This is a genomic window from Leifsonia sp. Ger2509, from assembly GCF_055231915.1.
The window spans coordinates 827927-847720 of sequence record NZ_JBUYVB010000003.1; the positions used below are offsets into that span (position 1 = coordinate 827927).

Consider the following 19794-nt stretch of genomic DNA (forward strand, 5'->3'; position numbering starts at 1 on the left):
CGAGAAAAAGGAGTTGCGCCGGATGGTCGCAAGTGCCCGTTCGACCATCCGGCCGCCCGCTCCCTCGAAACTGAAGATCCTGGCCACAGCCGACGAACTCTTCTATTCGGAGGGGATCCACACCGTCGGCGTGGACCGCATCATCGCTGGAGCCCGCGTCACCAAGGCGACGTTCTACAAGCACTTCCGCTCGAAGGATCTGCTGATCATCGCCTACGTCGAGGGCCGCGACCGCCAGATCCGCGAGTGGTTCGACGAGAAGGAGCGGACGCTCAAAGACCCGCGGGCCATTGTCCGCGCGCTCGTCGACGAGACCAGCGTGGAAGCCGTTCGCCCCGGATTCCGGGGCGATCCGTTCATCAACGCTGCGGCACAGTTCGCCGACCCGAACCATCCGGTCCGCGTCGCCGTCACCGCTCACCGCGACTGGTACGCGAAGCGGATCGAAGAACTGTTCCGCCAGATCGGCCACCCGCACCCAGGGGACGCGGCCGACGACCTCATCCTGGCTCGCGACGGTGCGCTCGCCGGCGGCTACGTCGGCGACTCGATCGCTGCGAGCGCTGCGCTGCACCGCTCATCCGAGCGACTGCTCTCCGAGGCGTAGCCGCGGGCAGCGGTCGACCACAGGAAAAAGCACGTTATTACCCGCGATAAGGTGCTTTTTCCTGTGCTCGACGCGGAGCGCGGGCGCGAGAGGGCGCGAGCGCGAGAGAGCGAGAGCGAGCGGGCGAGAGGGCGAGAGGGCGAGAGCGAGCGGGCGAGAGGGCGAGAGCGAGCGCGCGGGCGGCTATTCGGAGACGCGGTCGAGCTCGAGCATCTGGGCCCGGGTGAGACGGATGGCAGCCGCGGCCATGAGCGCGTCGACCTGCTCTGGGCGGCTTGCGCTCGCGACCGGTGCGACGATGCTCCGCTTGGCCAGCAGCCAGGCGAGTGCGATGCTCGCCATCGTGGATTCGTGCTCGCGAGCGACACGGTCGAGCACCGAAAGCACGCGCAGGCCGCGCCGGTTCACGTACTCGGCCGCGCGGACGCTGCGCGCCCCCGCCTTGAGGTCGTCTTTCGAGCGGTACTTGCCGGTGAGGAAGCCGTTCGCCAGCGCGAAGCAGGGCATGACGGCGAGCCCCTGTGCGGAGGCGACGATGCGGAGGTCGCTCTCGAACTCCGCGCGGTGCACGAGGTTGTAGTGCGGTTCGATCGCGATGAACTTGGGGAGCCCCGTGGACGACAGGATGCGCGCTTCGATCAGCCGGTCGGCCGAGAAGTTCGACGCACCGAGGTAACGCACCTTGCCGGACTCGATCAGCCATTCGACGGTGGCGAGGCTGTCTTCGAGGGGGACGGACAGGTCGTCGTCGTGGAAGTAGAGCAGGTCGATGTGGTCGGTCTGCAGGCGCTCCAGCGAAGCCTCGACCGCGCGGATGATGCTCACCGAACCGAGGCCGGGGTTGTCCTGGTGACGCCCCACCTTGGTCGCGATGACGACCGAGTCGCGGTTGCGCCGCTCCTGCATCCAGCGCCCGATGAGCACTTCGCTGCGGCCGCCGACGTAGCTGTCCGCCGTGTCGACGAAGTTGCCGCCGAGGTGCGTGTAGCGGTCGAGGATGCTCAGCGAGGTCTCGCCGTCGGCCGTCCAGCCGAACACGCTGGCGCCGAGGGCGAGCGGATACACGGCCAGGTCGCTCTCGCCGATGCGCCGCGGCGCGACGATCGAGAGCGGGCCGGTGAGTTCCAGGGCCGGATCGAAGACGGGAAGCATGGCCGTCTCGACGCGCTCTTCAGCGTGCGTCTCGGTGGCCTTCGCAGCCCGGGAAGAGTGGTCGCGTAAACGCAACGGCAGCAGCTGTGCCATGTCCCCTCCCGATGGTGCCTTGCCATCCCCGATTCGACTCGAGGACGTGAACCCCCCTGTCACGTACTTGCAGCGTACGACATGCCACCGACGGAGCCCGGGCAATCCGGTGAACTGTTGCACAAGTTTGGATCACAGTTTGATCACGATGCGGCGCGGTGTCCCCCGAGCAGGTCACACGGCATTTCCGGCGACGACGCGAGCCCTCACCGACAGGTTAATCCCGCTCATCGCCCATCGGGGCGAAGGCACGCAGGGCAGGACGAGTCAGGCGTCGGCGCGACGCAGAACGGTCTCGGCGTGGCGCAGCACCGGGCCGTCGACCATGCGCCCCCGGAACCGGAAAACGCCGGGATGCTCCTCTGCAGCCGCCAGAAGTTCCCGAGCGAAATCGACCTCGTCGTCGGACGGGCGGTACGCAGCACGGATGACATCGACCTGCCCGGGATGGATGCACGCCGTCGCCGCGAATCCGACGGCGGACGCGTCCTCCGCCTCCGCCGCGAGCCCCTCGAGGTCCCCGATGTCGACGTGGACGGTGTCGATCGCCGCCTTGCCGTAGGCGCCTGCCGCGATCAGGACGGTGGACCGGGCGTGGAGAGCGACAGACCGGTAGCGTCCATCCGCGTGCCTGCTCGTGGTCCCGCCGAGCGAGGCGACCAGGTCCTCCGCGCCCCACATCAGCGCGATGACGCCGCCCGTCGAGGCCAGCTCAGGCGCCGCCTGCACTCCGGCCGCCGTCTCGCACAGCGCGATCACCCGCAGCCCGTCGAGCGCGGCGAAATCGGTGACGCGTTCCGTCTTCGCGAGCATCACCGTCCGGTACGGACTCGAGCGCACGGCCTGAACGTCGGCCACATGGTCCAGGGTGCCGGCCGGGTTGATGCGCACGATCACGCGCTCGGGGTCGAGACCCGCTGCGAGCAGCGCCTCCCGTGCGGCGGGGCGAGCCCCTGGGTCGACGGCGTCCTCCAGATCGATGATGACCGCATCCGCCCGCTCCAGTGCTTTGGCGTAGCGGTCGGGCCGATCCGCCGGGCAGAAGAGGAGAGCGGGCCCCCAGGGAAGATCGCTCATGCGTCCCTGGCCGCCTCGTGCGCCTCGCGGGTCCACACCAGCACGGACCGGGTCGCCTTCGCGACGATGACGCCGTCCTGGTTTCGCCCGGTGTGCTCCATGGTCACGATCCCCTGGCCGGGTCGCGACGACGACAGGCGCTTTCCGGTCACGACCGTCTCGGAGTACAGCGTGTCCCCGTGGAAGAGCGGATGCGGGAACGCCACATCGCTGAAGCCGAGGTTGGCCACGATGGTGCCCTGGGTGAGCTGGGCGACGGATGCGCCGACGAGGGTGGCGAGCGTGAACATCGAGTTCATGAGCCGCTGCCCGAACGGCTGCGTCGCAGACCACGCCGCGTCGAGGTGGAGCGCCTGGCTGTTCATGGTCAGCGTCGTGAACAGCACGTTGTCGGTCTCGGTCACCGTGCGGCCCGGGCGGTGGAGGTACCGGGTGTCGAGGTCGAACTCCTCGAAGTAGAGACCCCGCTGTTCGACGTTCTTCATGACAGCTCGATCCGCAGCGGCGCGCCCGTCGCGGCGACGACCTCGTCGACGCTCACGCCGGGTGCGAGTTCGCGCAGGACCAGTTCCGACGACCCGTCGCCGGAACGCTCGACGTCGATGACGGCCAGGTCCGTGATGATCCGGTCGACGCATCCGCGGCCCGTGAGCGGCAGTGTGCACGCGGTCAGGATCTTCGGGCGGCCCTCCCTGTCGACGTGCTCCATCATCACGATCAGGCGTTTCGCCCCGAAGACGAGGTCCATCGCGCCGCCCATGCCCTTGACCATCTTGCCGGGGATCATCCAGTTGGCGAGGTCCCCCGCCTGCGACACCTCCATCGCGCCCAGGACGGCCAGGTCGACGTGTCCGCCGCGCACCATGCCGAACGAGGTCGAAGAGTCGAAGAACGCGGCTCCACGGTTGACCGTGACCGTCTCCTTGCCCGCGTTGATCAGGTCGGGGTCGATGGCATCCTCTGCGGGGTACGGTCCGACACCCAGGATCCCGTTCTCGGAGTGCAGGATGACCTCGACGCCGTCGGGGATGTAATTCGGGATCAGCGTGGGCATCCCGATGCCCAGGTTGACGTACTGGCCGTTCTCGAGCTCGAGGGCGACGCGAGCGGCGAGTTCGTTGCGGGTGAGACTCATGAGCGGCTCCCGTCCGCGAGGGCGACGGTTCGTCGCTCGATGCGCTTCTCGGTGTCGGCGGCGAGTACCACCCGCTGCACGAAGATGCCGGGCGTGTGGATGCACTCCGGGTCCAGGTCGCCCGCGTCGACGATCTCCTCGACCTCGGCGATGGTGATGCGTCCGGCCATCGCCGCGAGCGGGTTAAAATTCATCGCTGCGGCGTGGAAGACCAGGTTGCCGTAGCGGTCGGCCTTCGCCGCGTGCACGAGGGCGAAGTCGGGCGTGACCGAGCGTTCGAGAACGTAGTCGGCGCCGTCGAAGCTGCGCACCTCCTTCGGCTCGGACGCGACGGCGATCGAGCCGTCCGGGGCGTAGAGACGTGGCAGGCCACCCTCGCTGATCTGGGTCCCAACGCCCGCGGGCGTGTAGAACGCGGGGATGCCGGCTCCCCCGGCGCGGAGCTTCTCGGCGAGCGTCCCCTGCGGGGTCAGCTCGACCTCGAGCTCGCCCGAGAGGAACTGCCGTGCGAACTCCTTGTTCTCGCCGACGTAGGAGCTGACCATGCGGCGGATGCGCCGGTCTGCCAGCAGGATGCCGAGCCCCCAGTCGTCGACGCCGCAGTTGTTGCTGACGACTTCGAGACCGGTCGTCCCCTTGTCGTGCAGCGCCTGAATGAGCGCGCTGGGGATGCCGCACAGCCCGAAGCCGCCGACCGCCAGCGAGGCACCGTCTTGGATGTCCGCGACCGCCTCCGCGGCGCTCGCCACCACCTTGTCGATCATCGTCGATCTCCTCCTCTGCGGAACAGGGTCATGCCGGCACCTCGGCGTCCTCCGATGATGCGGGCGGCTCGGGTGTTTCGGGTGCTTCGGCTTCGATGGTAGCGACCAGCTGGTCGAGTTTGACCAGGTCGCCCGGTGAAACGGTGACGTGGGCGATGCCGGCGACCGGGGCGGTGAGGCGGTGCTCCATCTTCATGGCCTCGACCGTGACCAGCGTGTCTCCCGCATCCACCCGGTCGCCGGGGGCGACGGCGACGGAGACGACGGTTCCCGGCATGGGCGACCGCACGTCGGGGTGAGCGGCGCCTTCTGCGCGCGTGAGCGTTGCGAGCTCCTCGGCGAGCGCCTCGGCACGGGTGAGGATGCGGAACTCGCGGGCCCGTCCGTCGGCGCCGAGCCAGACGCTCGTGCCGGGCTCGGCGAACGCGAAATCGGTCGTCAGCCCGTCGAGGGTGAGGGATGCGCGGTCCGGCCACGCAGGGCTCAACACCAGCTCGGCCGTGTGCGCGGTGCCGTCGATCGTGACCGTGGCGTGCAGGCGGTCGGGGACGGCGGGCGCGGGAGCGGATGATTCGAGCACGAGGACGTCGGTGCGGTCGGTCGGTCCGGCGGCGATCCGGTACTCGGAAGGGCGCGGCGAGGCGAGACGCCAGCCGTTCGGAACGCGCCAGAGGGCGGAACTCATCGCACCACGGTCGTCATGCGCATCCGCTGCCGGGTCCTCGCCGTTGCGGCGGCGCAGGTGACGCAGCAGCGCGACGGCGGCGAGTTCGGCGGGGTCGGCCCGCGGTGCGACCAAATGCGAGAACCGGCGGTCGATCAGGGTCGTGTCGATACGTCCGGCCTGCACGTCCGCGTCGGCGAGCAGCGTGCGCAGGTAGGAGACGTTGGTCGTAGCGCCGAGGATCACCGTCTCGGCGAGCGCCGCATCCAGCCGGCGAAGCGCAGTGCCGCGGTCGGCGCCCCACGCGATGACCTTCGACAGCATCGGGTCGTAGTCGGAGACGATGTCGTTGCCCTGGACCAGCCCGCTGTCCACGCGCACACCGGGCCCGCTCGGCTCGCGCAGCACGAGTACGGTGCCGTCGGTGGGCAGGAAGTCGCGCTCGGGGTTCTCGGCGTAGACGCGCACTTCGATCGCGTGCCCGCGGAGCCGGATGTCGTCCTGCGCGAACGGGAGCGCCTCCCCCGCTGCGATCCGCACCTGCCACTCGACCAGGTCGATCCCGGTGACGAGTTCGGTGACCGGGTGCTCGACCTGCAGCCGCGTGTTCATCTCCATGAAGAAGAACTCGCCGGGCGCCGCGTCGGAGACGAGGAACTCCACAGTTCCGGCGCCGACGTAGTCGACGGTCTCGGCGACCGCGCAGGCCGCCCGGCCGATGCGTTCGCGGGTCTCCGCGTCGAGCAGCGCCGACGGTGCCTCCTCGACGACCTTCTGGTGCCTGCGCTGCAGCGAGCACTCGCGCTCGCCCAGGTGGATGGTCGTGCCGTGCGCATCCGCGAGCACCTGCACCTCGATGTGCCGGGGAGACTCGACCAGCCGCTCGAGGAAGAGGGTGTCGTCGCCGAACGCGGCGCCCGCGACCCGTCGTGCCGTCGAGAGCGCGGCGGCGAGCTCGTCGGCGGAGCGCACCACCTGCATCCCTTTGCCACCGCCGCCCGCAGACGGCTTGACCAGCAGCGGGTAACCCACACCCGCGGCCGCAGCGCTGAGCTGCGCATCGTCGAGACCGGGCTCGGCGACGCCAGGGATGGTCGGGACACCATGCTCGGCGACGGCCAGCTTGGCGCGGATCTTGTCGCCCATGATGTCGAGGGCGTGGACTCCCGGGCCGATGAAGGTGATCCCGGCGGCGGCGCAGGCCTCCGCGAAGGTCGCACTCTCGGAGAGGAAGCCGTAGCCGGGATGCACGGCCTCCGCTCCTGTGCGGCGCGCGGCATCCAGCAGCACGCCGATGTTCAGGTAGCTGTCACGCGCGGCCGCCGGGCCGATCCGTACGGCGACGTCGGCAAGGGCGACGTGCGGCGCCGTGCGGTCCGGGTCGCTGTAGACCGCCACGGAGCGGATGCCGAGCTCACGGAGCGTGCGGATGACGCGGCAGGCGATCTCCCCGCGGTTCGCGACGAGGACGGTGGTGAAGGGAACAGCGGCGGGCGCGGAGCCCGGGAGGCGCGAGGAGGGTGCGGTCATGGCGGTCACATCCGGAAGAGGCCGAAGGCCGTGTCGGCCAGCGGGGTACGCGAGCAGGTGTCGAGGGCGAGCCCGAGGATCGTGCGGGTGTCGGCAGGATCGATGACCCCGTCGTCCCAGAGCCGGGCGGTCGAGTAGTAAGGGCTCCCCTGGTGTTCGTACTGTTCGGCGATGGGCGCTTTGAAGGCGGCTTCGTCTTCCGCCGACCAGTCCTCGCCGCGGGCCTCGAGCTGCTCCCGCTTCACTGTCGCCAGCACGGAGGAGGCCTGCGCGCCGCCCATCACCGAGATACGGCTTGCCGGCCACATCCAGAGGAAGCGCGGGGAGTACGCACGCCCGCACATCGAGTAGTTGCCGGCGCCGAACGACCCGCCGATGACGACCGTGAGCTTGGGCACGCGGGTGGTGGCCACCGCAGTGACCATCTTCGCGCCGTGCTTGGCGATCCCGCCCGCCTCGTAGTCGCGGCCGACCATGAACCCGGAGATGTTCTGCAGGAACAGGAGCGGGATCCCCCGCTGGTCGCACAGTTCGATGAAATGCGCGCCCTTGAGCGCGGACTCGCTGAACAGCACACCGTTGTTGGCGACGATGCCGACCGGATGGCCGTGGATGTGGGCGAAGCCGGTGACCAGCGTCGTGCCGTACTCCGCCTTGAACTCGTGGAACTCGCTCGCGTCGACGAGGCGCGCGATCACTTCGCGCACGTCGTACGGTGCCTGCACGTCGACGGGCACCGCGCCGTAGAGCGAGGAGGGATCGACCGCAGGCTCCCGCGTCTCGAGCACCGGCCACGCCGGCTCAGCCGGCGCCGGAAGCGTCGCGACGATGTCGCGCACGATCTGGAGGGCGTGCCGGTCGTTCTCGGCGAGATGGTCGACGACACCGGAGGTGCGGGCGTGCAGGTCGCCTCCGCCGAGCTCCGCCGCGGTGACGATCTCGCCGATGGCTGCCTTCACCAGCGGCGGGCCGCCCAGGAAGATGGTGCCCTGGTTGCGCACGATCACGGTCTCGTCGCTCATCGCAGGCACGTAGGCGCCGCCGGCGGTGCAGGACCCGAGCACGGCTGCGATCTGCGGGATCTTCGCGGCGGACATGCGCGCCTGGTTGAAGAAGATCCGACCGAAGTGGTCACGGTCGGGAAAGACGTCGTCCTGCATCGGCAGGAACGCCCCGCCGGAGTCGACCAGGTAGATGCACGGCAGGCGGTTCTCGAGCGCGATCTCCTGCGCTCGCAGGTGCTTCTTCACGGTCATCGGGTAGTACGTCCCGCCTTTGACGGTCGCGTCGTTGCAGATGACGAGCACCTGGCGTCCGTGCACGAGTCCGATACCGGCGATGAGGCCAGCGGCGGGGCACTCGTCGTCGTAGAGCCCGGTGGCGGCCAGCGGGGCGATCTCGAGGAAGGGGCTGCCCTCGTCGAGGAGCTCGTCGATGCGATCGCGCGGCAGGAGCTTTCCGCGTGCGACGTGCCGTTCGCGGGAGCGCTCCGGGCCACCGGCCGCAGCGACGGCGAGGCGTTCGTGCAGTTCGGCGACGAGCGCGCGCTGGGCCTCGTCGTTGGCCGCGAAGCGCGCATCCCCGGTTTCGATCGCCGTCGTGAGCGTGTGCATGGCGGTCCACCGACTCCCTCGTCGCATCCATTCAGTTAGTGGCCACTAACTCGGGTTTAGGTTAGTGTTCATTAACCGAATTGTCCAGCGGAGGGAGCAGGCACGTGACAGAGGTTGTCGACGGCGTCCGTCCGACCCAGCGCAGCCAGGCCAAAGCCGACCGCCGCGCCGCCCTCCTCGAGGCCGCGGCCACCCTCTTCGCCGAGCGCGGCTTCAACGGCGTGTCCATCGAAGACCTCGGTGCCGCCGTCGGTGTGAGCGGACCGGCGGTCTACCGTCACTTCTCCGGCAAGCAGGCGGTCCTCGCCGCCCTGCTGGTCGGCGTGAGCCGCGACCTGCTCGACGGCGGCCGGGCCGTTGTGGAGCAGTCAGCCGACGACGCCCAGGCGCTCCGCTCGCTGATCGCGTTCCATGCAGACTTCGCCCTCGGCAACCCCGACGTCATCCGCGTGCAGGACCGCGACCTCGACTCCCTCGCCGACGAAGACCGGCGCGAGGTGCGCAGGCTCCAGCGCCGGTACATCGAGCAGTGGACGGCCGTGCTCGGCCGGCTCCATCCCACGCTGGACGCAACGGTACTGCGGGTGCGGGTGCAGGCGACGTTCGGCCTCATCAACTCGACGCCGCACAGCGCGCGCACCCACGGCCGGCCCATCGACCCCGCAACGGCGCGGCCGGTGCTCGAAGCGATGGCGTGGGCCGGGCTGAACGCTCCGGTCGCCTGAGCGCACGGGGCGCCTGGGGCGCCGGCGCCGCCGTCCGGCGGCCCGGCACCCTGGCAGCGCCGGTCAGACCATCGTCAGGACGGAACCCGGCTCCGAGAGGATCCGGCCCACGTCCGCGATGAACCGGGACCCCTGCTCGCCGTCGACCACACGGTGGTCGAACGACACGCTGAGGGTCACCACATCGCGCAGCGCGATCTGGCCATCGTGCTCCCACGGCTGCCGCCGGACAGCGCCGAGTGCGAGGATCCCCGCCTCACCCGGGTTGAGGATGGGCGTTCCGGCATCGACACCGAACACACCCACATTCGAGACGGAGAGCGTGCCGCCGGTGAGTCGCTCGGGCGGCGTCCGGCCCTCGCGCGCGACAGCGACGAGATCGGTCAGCGCGCGAGCCAGCTCCACCAGGGTCAGCTGGTCGGCATCCGGGATGGTGGGCACGAGCAGGCCGCGCGGGGTCGCCGCAGCGATGCCCAGGTTCACGTAGCCGTACTCGACGATCTCGTTCGCTTCGGCATCCCACCGCGAATTGATCGACGGCGTGCGAGCCGCAGCGATGCACATCGCCTTCGCGACGACCGCGAGGAACGTCATGCGAACGCCCTCGAACGCACGATCCGCTTTCATCCGCTCGAGCATGGACATCGTTTCGCTCACGTCCACGGTCAGGAAGACCGTCGCCTGGGGCGCGGTGAACGCGCTCTGGACCATCGCCTCCGCCGTGTGCTTGCGGACGCCGCGGATCGGGATGCGCGTCTCGCGTTCGCGGATACGACCCGGACGGCCCGCCTCCGAGACGGCGGCGGCTCCGGTGGCGCTCGTGGGCGCGGCGGCGGCACCGGACGAGAACGCTTCGACGTCGTGGCGGGTCACCAGGCCGCGGTCACCGGTCGCGGGAACCGCAGCGAGGTCGACACCGAGTTCACGGGCGAGCTTGCGCACGGGCGGGGTCGCTCGGGGCCGGTCCAGGGTCGCAGTGGCCGTCGCCGTGGCCGTGGAAGCCGGAGCGACAGCGGCGGCGGGCGTGGCTGCGACGGCGGCAGGCGCGGCTGCCATGGCGACGGGCGCGGGCTCCTGCGGCGCGGGCGCAAGGCCGGGTCGCACGCGGCGCGCGGGTCGACCGGTCGCATCCGCGCGGGCGCCGTAGCCCACCAGGTTCGGTTCCGGGACATCGGGCACGGGAGTCGCGGACCCGCCCAACGAGTCCGCCGCGGCTCCCGGCCCGTTCGGCCGAGCACCGTCGTCCGGGTCGCCCTCCACCTCGAATGCGACGATCCGCTCCCCCACGTTGACCGTCACGCCCGGTTCGACGTAGAGGCGGGAGATGACACCGGACCACGGTGCCGGCAGCTCGACGAGAGCTTTCGCCGTCTCGACATCCGCGATGATCTGGTTCAGCGCCACCGTGTCGCCCACGGCGACATGCCATTCGACCAGTTCGGACTCGGTGAGGCCCTCACCGAGGTCGGGGAGAGCGAAATCCTTGATCACACCCACGTCAGTCCTCCACACCGGTCAGCGAGTTCGGCCGGTCCATCACGCGGTCGACCCCGTCGAGGATGCGGTCGAGGTCGGGAAGGTGGTACTGCTCCAGCTTCGCGGGCGGGTAGGGGATGTCGTGGCCGGTCACCCGCACCGGCGCGTGCTCGAGGTAGTAGAAGCAGCGCTCGGTGATGCTCGCCGACACTTCCGCACCGAGGCCTCCGGACTGCGCGGCCTCGTGCGTGACGACCAGGCGGCCGGTCTTGCGGACCGACGCCACCACCGTGTCGAAGTCCACGGGCGCGAGCGAGCGCAGGTCGATGACCTCGACCGAGACGCCTTCGTCGGAGGCCGCGAGGGCGGCATCCTTCGCCGTCTGCACCAGCGGACCGTACGCGACCAGGGTCACATCCGTTCCCTGCGTGATGATCTTCGCCGTCCCCATCGGCCGCGCGTCGTCGATCGGTGTGAGCTCGTCGACCTCGCCCTTGACGTGGTAGCGGCGCTTCGGCTCGAAATACAGCACCGGGTCGTCGCAGGCGATCGCCTGCTGGATCATCGTGTACGCATCCTGGGGATCGGAGACGCTCACGACACGAAGGCCGGCCGCGTGCGCGAAGTACGCCTCCGGCGAGTCGGAGTGGTGCTCAGCGGCCCCGATGCCGCCGGCGAACGGAACGCGGATGGTGATGGGCATCTTCACGGCGCCCTGCGTGCGATAGTGCATGCGCGCCACCTGGCTGACGATCTGGTCGAAGGCCGGGTAGATGAAGCCGTCGAACTGGATCTCGCACACCGGTCGGAACCCGCGGTAAGCGAGGCCGACAGCGGTGCCGAGGATGCCGGACTCGGCCAGCGGAGTGTCCATGACCCGGCGCGCCCCGAATTCGGACTGGAGCCCGTCGGTCACCCGGTAGACGCCGCCGAGGGTGCCGATGTCCTCACCCATTAGGACGACCTTGTCGTCGGAGGCGAGCGATCGCCGCAGCCCGGCGTTGATCGCCTTCGCCATGGTCAAGGTGGTCATGATGCTTTCCTGTCGTGCTCGCCGAGCGCCTGGCTCGGGGTGGTGTCGTCGCCGACGAACGTGCGGAGGTAGCGACTGTAGTGGTCGCGCTGCCGCGAGATGCCGGTGTGCGCGGTGCTGTAGACGTGGTCGAAGACGGCCATCGGCTCGGGGTCGGGGAGCGCGATGCAGCCGGCCCGCAATTCGGCTGCCACCGCATCCGCCTTCGCCGAGACGGCCTCCGACCGCTCGTCCGAGAGGAGTCCGCGTGCTGTCAGGTAGGCGGCGAGTCGGGCGATCGGGTCCTTGGCGCGCCACGACTCCACCTCGGAGGCGTCTCGGTAGCGGGTCGGATCGTCCGCCGTCGTGTGGGGTCCCATCCGATACGTGACCGCCTCGATGAAGGTCGGTCCGCCGCCGCCACGTGCGCGGTCGAGGGCCAGCCGGGTGACCGCCATCACGGCGAGCACATCGTTGCCGTCGACCCGCACGCTCGGGATGCCGAAGCCGGGCGCGCGCTCGGCGATCGGCCGCTGCGCCTGGAGAGTGACCGGCTCGGAGATGGCCCACTGGTTGTTCTGGCAGAAGAAGATGACCGGCGCCGAATACGTCGCGGCGAAGATGAGGGCCTCGTTGACGTCGCCCTCGCTCGTCGCTCCGTCACCGAAATAGGCGACCGCGACCGCGTCCGAACCGTCGTTCTGGATACCGATCGCATACCCGGTCGCGTGCAGCGTCTGGGCACCGATGATCACCTGCGGTGTGGCCATGTTGATCGCGTACGGGTCCCAGCCGGAGGCCGCCGTGCCGCGCCAGACGCGGACGAGGTCGGTGAGGTCGGCGCCGCGGCAGTATGCGACGCCGTTCTCGCGGTAGCTGGAGAACACGAAATCATCGCGGCGCAGGGCCCGGCCCGAACCGACCTGCGCGGCCTCCTGTCCGAGGAGCGGCGGCCACAGGCCGAGCTCGCCCTGCCGCTGCAGTGCGGTCGCCTCGGTGTCGATGCGGCGGATGACCACCATGTCCTCGTACAGCGCAAGCAGCTGCTCGTCGCCGACGTCGGCCACCCACGAGTCGTAGCGCGCGTCGGAGAGGCGGGAGCCTTCGGGAGTCAGGAGCTGAACGGTGTCGACGTCGCCCAGATGAAGCTCACCGAGATGGATCTCATCCATGCGCTCGGTGGACTCGGCGGTTTCGATCCGTTCGTCGACGGAAACAGTGCCAGCGGAAACGTTCTCGGTTGACATGGGTGCACGCAGCCTTTGCTCTTCGCCCGGTCGTTGCGTTCGTGGCGCGCGGACCGGCCCTCGGCGTCCTTGCCGAAAGTACCTCTGACGGTACGCGTCGTGCTCACACAGCACAACTGATGACACGCCTTCAGTGCACAATGCACTATTCTGGCGTGTCGCGACCTGCTAGATTTCGCACTATGCGCACCCTCGACAGCACCGATCTCCAATTACTCATTGCACTCAGTCGGGAACCGCGCGCAACCTACGTGTCCCTCGCCGACGAGCTCGGCCTCAGCCGCAACACAGTGCAGGCGCGGATGGCGCAGTTGGAGCGCTCCGGCGTGTTCCTGGCGTTCGACCGACGCATCGACCCGGCCGCCGCGGGTTATCCGCTCACGGCCTTCATCACCGTGCACGTACAGCAGCAGAAGCTCGCGCGGATCGTGCAATCGCTGGCAGCGATACCCGAGATCATCCAGGCCCACGGGCTCAGCGGTCCGAGCGACCTGCTGGTGCGGTGCGTGTGCCTCGACGCAGAAGACCTGTTCCGTATCAACGGAGCGATCCTCGCGTGCGACGGCGTCGAACGCACCGAGACGGCCCTCGACATGGGCGAACTGATCCCCTACCGCCTCCGTCCGCTGCTCGAGCAGCGCCTGCGCTGACCCCTGACCGCCGAGCACAGGAAAAAGCACCCCAAACGAATCGAATGGGGTGCTTTTTCCTGGTCTCGCGCCAGGGCGGTTAGGCGATCACGTCCGCGTCCTCGCCCTCCGCGGGAGCCGTCGGGCCCTCGCTGGAGGCGTCACGGCCGTGGGTGTCCGCCTCGTCGGCGAGCACAGGAGCGAGCGACAGCTTTCCGCGATCGTCGATCTTGGTGATCTCGACCAGGATCTTCTGGCCGACACCGAGAACGTCCTCGACATTCTCGACCCGCTTGCCGCCGGCGAGCTTGCGCACCTCGGAGATGTGCAGCAGGCCGTCCTTGCCGGGCAGCAGCGAGACGAACGCACCGAACGCGGCGATCTTGACGACGGTTCCGAGGAACTGCTCGCCGACCTCCGGGTTGGTGGGGTTCGCGATCGCGTTGACCTGGGCACGGGCCGCCTCGGCCGAGGGGCCGTCGACTGCGCCGATGTAGACGGTGCCGTCTTCCTCGATCGAGATGTCGGCGCCGGTCTCGTCCTGGATCGCGTTGATCGTCTTGCCCTTCGGGCCGATCAGCTCACCGATCTTGTCCACCGGGATCTGGACCGAGATCACGCGCGGAGCGGTCGGTGCCATCTCATCCGGACGGTCGATCGCAGCGTTCAGCACGCTGAGGATGGTCGTGCGAGCATCCTTGGCCTGCTTCAGCGCGCCGGCGAGCACCGCGGAGGGGATGCCGTCGAGCTTCGTGTCCAGCTGGATGGCCGTGACGAACTCGCTGGTACCCGCGACCTTGAAGTCCATGTCGCCGAGTGCGTCTTCGGCGCCGAGGATGTCGGTGAGCGCCGCGTAGCGGGTCTCACCGTCGACGGTGTCGGAGATCAGGCCCATGGCGATACCGGCGACCGGGGCGCGCAGCGGCACACCGGCGTTCAGCAGCGACAGGGTCGATGCGCAGACGGAACCCATCGAGGTCGAGCCGTTGGAGCTGAGAGCCTCGGACACCTGGCGGATCGCGTACGGGAACTCCTCGCGGCTCGGCAGCACCGGCACGAGGGCGCGCTCGGCGAGGAAGCCGTGCCCGATCTCGCGACGCTTCGGCGAACCGACGCGGCCGGTCTCACCGGTCGAGTACGGCGGGAAGTTGTAGTGGTGCAGGTAACGCTTCTTCGTCACCGGCGACAGCGAGTCGATCTGCTGCTCCATCTTGAGCATGTTCAGCGTGGTGACGCCCAGGATCTGGGTCTCGCCGCGCTGGAAGATCGCCGAACCGTGAACACGCGGGATGACCTGCACCTCGGCGTCGAGCGGACGGATGTCGGTCAGGCCACGGCCGTCGATACGGATGCCTTCGCGCAGCACACGTCCGCGCATGACCACCTTCGAGACCGACTTGTACGCCGCGGAGAACTGCGACAGCACCTCGGCGTCGAGCGCACCGGCTTCTACCTTCTCGGTCAGCGCGACCTTCACGCGGTCCTTGAGGGCGTCGTCCGCGTTCTGGCGCTCGATCTTGTCGGCGATCTGGTACACGTTGGTGAGCTCGTCGTAGGCGAGGCCCGCGACGTTGTCGTACGTCTCCTGCGAGTACGGCAGGAAGACCGGGTACTCGGCGATGTCCTTCGCCGCCTGCTGGGCGAGCACGTTCTGTGCACCGACCAGCTGCTTGAGGAACGGCTTGGCAGCCTCGAGGCCCTGGGCCACGACCTCTTCGTTCGGCTTGGTGGCGCCGCCCTGGATCAGGTTCCAGCTGTTCTCGGTGGCCTCGGCCTCGACCATCATGATCGCGACGTCTTCCGAACCGTCCGCAGCGGTGATCACTCGACCGGCGACGACGATGTCGAAGACGGCCTCCTCGAGCTGCGTCACGTTCGGGAACGCGATCCACTGGTCTTCAGCGGCACCGTTTCCGGGGATGAGCGCAAGACGCACCGCGCCGATCGGGCCGCTGAAGGGCAGACCTGAGATCTGGGTCGACATCGAGGCGGCGTTGATCGCGAGAGCGTCGTAGAACTCGCCGGGAGCGATGCTCAGGACGGTGATGACGATCTGGACCTCGTTGCGGAGACCTTCGACGAACGACGGGCGCAACGGCCGGTCGATGAGACGGCAGACGAGGATCGCCTCGGTCGAGGGGCGACCCTCACGGCGGAAGAACGAGCCGGGGATCTTGCCTGCGGCGTAGGAGCGCTCTTCGACATCCACCGTCAGCGGGAAGAAGTCGAAGTTGTCCTTCGGGTGCTTGCTCGCGCTGGTCGCGCTCAGCAGCATGGTCTCCTCGTCGAGGTAGGCCGCAACAGCGCCCTGCGCCTGCTGGGCGAGACGGCCCGCTTCGAAGCGGATCGTGCGCGTGCCGAAACGTCCGTTGTCGAGAACGGCTTCGGCGAATTTGATTTCTGGACCTTCCAAGAGGTCTTTCTCCTTTGTTCAGTACTACTGACCGCCCCGTGTGGGCGGCGAGGCGCGACCCCGTATGGGCGGCGTCTCGTACATCGGAGCAGGGGGAACAGGCAGATCGACACGCGTGTCTACGTGTACGTGCGGCCTCCCACCCGATCACTCGTCTCTCGACGTCGACCGCTCGGTGGGCGCGCGTCTGGCCATCAGTAGAAATACACGGTTGCGCTCGGTTCGGGTCGCATCCGGATACCACCACCGAGGACCAGCTTCCTGCCAGCCTGCTCCGTTGGTGCTCGGTATTCAGTTGTCGGCGACGGGAAATATCCACGTCAACCGCAAGAATCCTATCAGGTGCCGGGTGTACGGGCGCTGTATTCAGCCGATGAGCGCAAGGGTCGACAAGGCCGCCTCGTGCAGAGCACGGCCGTAGGACGGCCCGTACGACGCCGCGTGGACGGCGAGTGGATGCAGCTGGTGCAGCGGGATGCGGTCCTGCCAGCCCCACAGCAGCGGCGCTCCCCGATCCCACGAAGCCTGTTCGTAGCCTGCGACGATCGCGTCGAACCAGGGGCAGCCGAACAGCGCGAGCATCGCCAGATCGGTCTCGCGATGACCGCCGTGGGCAGCAGGGTCGATGAGGACGCATCCGCTCGCATCCCACAGGAGGTTGCCGTTCCAGAGGTCGCCGTGGATACGCGCCGGCGGCAGGCCGTCGTCGAGTTCGCCGGATGCGATCCGTTCGACCGCACGCTCGATGTCCGGGAGCTGGGCGCTCGTCACGGCGCCCGCCTCGACCGCTATCGGCAGGTAGGGCAGGATGCGGTCGCGGGCGTAGAAGCGGCCCCAGGAGCTCTCGTCGGCGATCGGCAGCGGCCGCTTGCCGATGTAGAGAGGACCGCGCCAGCGCCCGGGCGGGGCGCCGAACGCGTCCGCACCGGCCAGGTGGGTGATCGCGAGACCGGCGCCGAAGGCGCGCGCCGCCGAGGCGGTCGGCCTGGACTCGCGGATGCGCTCCAACTCGATGACGCCGGGGCGCACGTCGATCAACTCGACGATCCGTGCCCCGCCGTCGGCCTCTGCCTCCCCCAGCCACCGGAGCCCCGCCGCCTCGGCTTCGAAGAACAGATCGGGTGCATCCTGGCGCCGTTTCACGAACGTGGGAGCGATCATCCGCCGAATCTACGTGGAATCTTGCCGTCCCGGAACCGGCAAAAGGTGCCGGAAGGGGGGTATTCGCTGGCGGAATACCACTTCTGGCACCTTTCGCGGCGCGGCTGCGGGCTGCGTTACTGCGCCTGGAAGCCGCCGATCATCGAGCTGAAGTCGCCCTCGAGGTCGAACGGGTCCTTGAGAAGGCTGGATCGGTCGGATGCTGCGACCAGGGCTGCGAACTCGCCGGCCGCGCGCTCGATCCGGTCCGGGAGCGCCTTCACCGTGTCGGCTCCGCTCCCCCAGTCCGCCGACGCGGCGTACACCGAGGTCGGGACGACGGTCGCGTGCAGGTAGGTGAACATCGGACGCATGGCGTAGTCGAGCGCAAGTGAGTGCCGCTCAGTTCCACCGGTCGCACCAATGACTACGGGCATCCCCTCGAGCGCGGTCGGGTCGATCACGTCGAAGAAGGACTTGAACAGCCCGCTGTAGCTCGTGGTGAAGATCGGCGTCACCGCGATCAGGCCGTCGGCGCCGGTGACCTTCTCGATCACGTCGGCGAGCGCCGGGCTCGGGAAGCCCGCCAGGAGGTTGTTGGTCACGTCCCGCGCGATGTCGCGGAGTTCGACGACCTCGACGGTCGCTTCGATGCCCTGCTCCGCCAGCCGGCTGACCGTCGCGTTCGCGAGCCGGTCGGCCAGCAGGCGGGTGGATGACGGCTGGCTCAGTCCGGCCGAGATCACCGCGATCGTGCGCTGGGTGCTGGTGCGCTCGGTCATCGCCGGACCTCCGCGGTCTCGGAAGCGGAAGCACTGCTGGAAGCTGCGGCAGCGTCGGACTCGCCTGCACCAGCCAGGTCCTCAGCGAGTTCGGCGGCGTCGCGCTCGGCGACCAGCGCTTCGTGCGTCGGCCCGTCGGGCACGTGCGCCGGGCGGAGCGCGTCGAATTCCTTGCGCAGCACCGGCACGACCTCCTCGCCCAGGATGTCGAGCTGCTCGAGCACGATCTTCAGGGGCAGCCCAGCGTGGTCCATCAGGAACAGCTGGCGCTGGTAGTCGCCGAAGGAGTCGCGGAAGGTGAGCGTGCGGTCGATGACCTCCTGCGGGCTGCCGACGGTGAGCGGGGTCTGCTCGGTGAACTCCTCGAGCGACGGGCCGTGCCCGTAGACGGGGGCGTTGTCGAAGTACGGCCGGAACTCGCGCACAGCGTCCTGCGAATTCTTGCGCATGAAGACCTGCCCGCCGAGGCCGACGATCGCCTGGTCGGCGGTGCCGTGGCCGTAGTGCTCGAAGCGCTGGCGGTACAGCTGGATCAGGCGCATGTAGTGCTCTTTCGGCCAGAAGATGTTGTTCGCGAAGAACCCGTCGCCGTAGAACGCGGCCTGCTCGGCGATCTCCGGGCTGCGGATGCTGCCGTGCCAGACGAACGGAGGCACGCCGTCGAGGGGGCGCGGAGTCGACTGGAAGCCCTGCAGCGGAGTGCGGAACTGGCCTTCCCAGTCGACGAAGTCCTCACGCCAGAGGCGGTGCACCAGGTTGTAGTTCTCGAGCGCGAGGTTGATGCCCTGGCGGATGTCCTTGCCGAACCACGGATAGACCGGACCGGTGTTTCCGCGGCCCATCATCACATCCACACGCCCGTCAGCCACGTGCTGGAGCATCGCGAAGTCCTCAGCGATCTTCACCGGATCGTTGGTGGTGATGAGGGTCGTCGAGGTCGACAGGATGATCCGGTCTGTCTTCGCTGCGATGTAGCCGAGCATGGTCGTCGGGCTGGAGGGCACGAATGGCGGGTTGTGGTGCTCGCCCTGTGCGAACACGTCGAGGCCGACCTCTTCCGCCTTCTGGGCGATGGTCAGCATGGCCTTGATGCGCTCGTGTTCCGTGGGCGTCTGGCCGGTGGTCGGGTCCGTTGTGACGTCGCCGACGCTGAAGATTCCGAACTGCATTCTGCCTTCTCCAATTCAATGCGTTTGCATGGATATCGGACAAAACCATCGAACCCCGGGTTCTATTCCCGGGCTGCGTCCGCCTTGTGCGTCGACGCGCGCGTCGACTCGTGCGTGCGCCGGCGCACCGCGCGGATCACCCGCACGACGGCCACCCCGATCGCCGCCCCCACCGTGTTGGCGACGATGTCGCGCAGGTCGCTGACCCGGCCCGGGATGAACAACTGGGCCGTCTCGACCGCCACCGTCATCCCGAAGCCGATCAGCACGGCACCCCACCAGCGCCGGGGCGGCAGCAGCAGCGCGAGCAGCACCCCGACCGGGATGAACATCCCGATGTTCGCCGTGAACTCGAGCCACGAATACCCCAGCCAGTGGAACAGCGGGCTCCCCAGGATGAACCGGATGAGTTGCTGCGTGAAGCTGTTCGGGTCGGGGATGGCCGGCTGCGGCGTGAGTGTCACCCACGCGACGAATGCGAGGTAGGCGACGGTCACAGCGACCAGCACCCAGTGAGACGTCGATGAACGTGCCGGCACGTGCAAATCGTAGCGGGACGGCTCGCG

At 68.8% G+C, this 19794-nt stretch carries 18 protein-coding genes; 3 read left to right on the forward strand and 15 right to left on the reverse strand.

The features are described 5' to 3' along the window. The first annotated feature begins 22 nt into the window (after positions 1 to 22). Positions 23 to 607: a TetR/AcrR family transcriptional regulator gene (locus ACV7NN_RS04285; protein WP_463348344.1), complete on the forward strand. Its 585-nt coding sequence runs from the start codon at positions 23 to 25 to the stop codon at positions 605 to 607. Positions 608 to 790: 183 nt separating this feature from the next. Here the strand turns inward: ACV7NN_RS04285 and ACV7NN_RS04290 are convergent, their stop codons facing one another. From ACV7NN_RS04290 to ACV7NN_RS04320, 7 genes are all read right to left on the reverse strand, one after another. Further along, a complete protein-coding gene (locus ACV7NN_RS04290; RefSeq protein WP_463348345.1) occupies positions 791 to 1852 on the reverse strand; it encodes an aldo/keto reductase in 1062 nt (353 codons plus the stop codon). A gap of 267 nt (positions 1853 to 2119) precedes the next feature. Beyond that, positions 2120 to 2929, reverse strand: coding sequence for an HpcH/HpaI aldolase/citrate lyase family protein (locus tag ACV7NN_RS04295; RefSeq protein ID WP_463348346.1), 810 nt, complete (start codon positions 2927 to 2929; stop codon positions 2120 to 2122). Beyond that, complete coding sequence (locus ACV7NN_RS04300) at positions 2926 to 3414, reverse strand: MaoC family dehydratase (RefSeq protein WP_463348347.1); 489 nt, start codon at positions 3412 to 3414, stop codon at positions 2926 to 2928. Before ACV7NN_RS04300 ends, ACV7NN_RS04295 begins: the two co-directional genes overlap by 4 nt. Beyond that, positions 3411 to 4064, reverse strand: a complete 654-nt coding sequence (locus ACV7NN_RS04305) for a CoA transferase subunit B (protein WP_463348348.1) — start codon at positions 4062 to 4064, stop codon at positions 3411 to 3413. The genes ACV7NN_RS04300 and ACV7NN_RS04305 overlap by 4 nt, the downstream gene beginning before the upstream one ends. After that, positions 4061 to 4828 (reverse strand): CoA transferase subunit A, encoded by a 768-nt coding sequence (locus ACV7NN_RS04310; protein WP_463348349.1) that lies wholly within the window; start codon positions 4826 to 4828, stop codon positions 4061 to 4063. Before ACV7NN_RS04310 ends, ACV7NN_RS04305 begins: the two co-directional genes overlap by 4 nt. A gap of 28 nt (positions 4829 to 4856) precedes the next feature. Further along, positions 4857 to 7022, reverse strand: a complete 2166-nt coding sequence (locus ACV7NN_RS04315) for an acetyl/propionyl/methylcrotonyl-CoA carboxylase subunit alpha (protein ID WP_463348350.1) — start codon at positions 7020 to 7022, stop codon at positions 4857 to 4859. Between the two features lie 5 nt (positions 7023 to 7027). After that, positions 7028 to 8635 (reverse strand): carboxyl transferase domain-containing protein, encoded by a 1608-nt coding sequence (locus ACV7NN_RS04320; RefSeq protein ID WP_463348351.1) that lies wholly within the window; start codon positions 8633 to 8635, stop codon positions 7028 to 7030. A 104-nt stretch (positions 8636 to 8739) separates the two neighbouring features. Between ACV7NN_RS04320 and ACV7NN_RS04325 the strand changes: the two genes are divergently transcribed. Further along, complete coding sequence (locus ACV7NN_RS04325) at positions 8740 to 9360, forward strand: SACE_7040 family transcriptional regulator (RefSeq protein ID WP_463348352.1); 621 nt, start codon at positions 8740 to 8742, stop codon at positions 9358 to 9360. Between the two features lie 63 nt (positions 9361 to 9423). Here ACV7NN_RS04325 and ACV7NN_RS04330 read toward each other — a convergent pair whose 3' ends face one another. Genes ACV7NN_RS04330 through pdhA form a run of 3 tightly spaced genes read right to left on the reverse strand, consistent with a single transcriptional unit; the run spans position 9424 to position 13095 of the window. After that, complete coding sequence (locus ACV7NN_RS04330; RefSeq protein ID WP_463351231.1) at positions 9424 to 10851, reverse strand: dihydrolipoamide acetyltransferase family protein; 1428 nt, start codon at positions 10849 to 10851, stop codon at positions 9424 to 9426. A gap of 7 nt (positions 10852 to 10858) precedes the next feature. Beyond that, positions 10859 to 11869, reverse strand: coding sequence for an alpha-ketoacid dehydrogenase subunit beta (locus ACV7NN_RS04335; protein WP_463348353.1), 1011 nt, complete (start codon positions 11867 to 11869; stop codon positions 10859 to 10861). Further along, positions 11866 to 13095: a pyruvate dehydrogenase (acetyl-transferring) E1 component subunit alpha gene (gene pdhA, locus ACV7NN_RS04340; protein ID WP_463348354.1), complete on the reverse strand. Its 1230-nt coding sequence runs from the start codon at positions 13093 to 13095 to the stop codon at positions 11866 to 11868. Before pdhA ends, ACV7NN_RS04335 begins: the two co-directional genes overlap by 4 nt. Positions 13096 to 13277: 182 nt before the next feature. Between pdhA and ACV7NN_RS04345 the strand changes: the two genes are divergently transcribed. Continuing rightward, positions 13278 to 13745, forward strand: coding sequence for an Lrp/AsnC family transcriptional regulator (locus tag ACV7NN_RS04345; RefSeq protein ID WP_463348355.1), 468 nt, complete (start codon positions 13278 to 13280; stop codon positions 13743 to 13745). A gap of 79 nt (positions 13746 to 13824) precedes the next feature. On the opposite strand, the gene ACV7NN_RS04350 is transcribed toward ACV7NN_RS04345, so the two are convergent. The 5 genes from ACV7NN_RS04350 to ACV7NN_RS04370 form a co-directional block, all read right to left on the reverse strand. Further along, on the reverse strand, positions 13825 to 16137 hold the full coding sequence (locus ACV7NN_RS04350; RefSeq protein WP_463348356.1) for a polyribonucleotide nucleotidyltransferase: 2313 nt from the start codon (positions 16135 to 16137) through the stop codon (positions 13825 to 13827). Positions 16138 to 16503: 366 nt separating this feature from the next. Further along, positions 16504 to 17298 (reverse strand): fructosamine kinase family protein, encoded by a 795-nt coding sequence (locus ACV7NN_RS04355; RefSeq protein WP_463348357.1) that lies wholly within the window; start codon positions 17296 to 17298, stop codon positions 16504 to 16506. 116 nt (positions 17299 to 17414) lie between these two features. Continuing rightward, positions 17415 to 18059 (reverse strand): FMN reductase, encoded by a 645-nt coding sequence (locus ACV7NN_RS04360; RefSeq protein WP_463348358.1) that lies wholly within the window; start codon positions 18057 to 18059, stop codon positions 17415 to 17417. Further along, complete coding sequence (locus ACV7NN_RS04365; protein WP_463348359.1) at positions 18056 to 19228, reverse strand: LLM class flavin-dependent oxidoreductase; 1173 nt, start codon at positions 19226 to 19228, stop codon at positions 18056 to 18058. Before ACV7NN_RS04365 ends, ACV7NN_RS04360 begins: the two co-directional genes overlap by 4 nt. A 62-nt stretch (positions 19229 to 19290) precedes the next feature. Beyond that, entirely contained in the window at positions 19291 to 19767 is a 477-nt protein-coding gene (locus tag ACV7NN_RS04370) for a VanZ family protein (RefSeq protein ID WP_463348360.1), read from the reverse strand. Positions 19768 to 19794 lie beyond the last annotated feature (27 nt).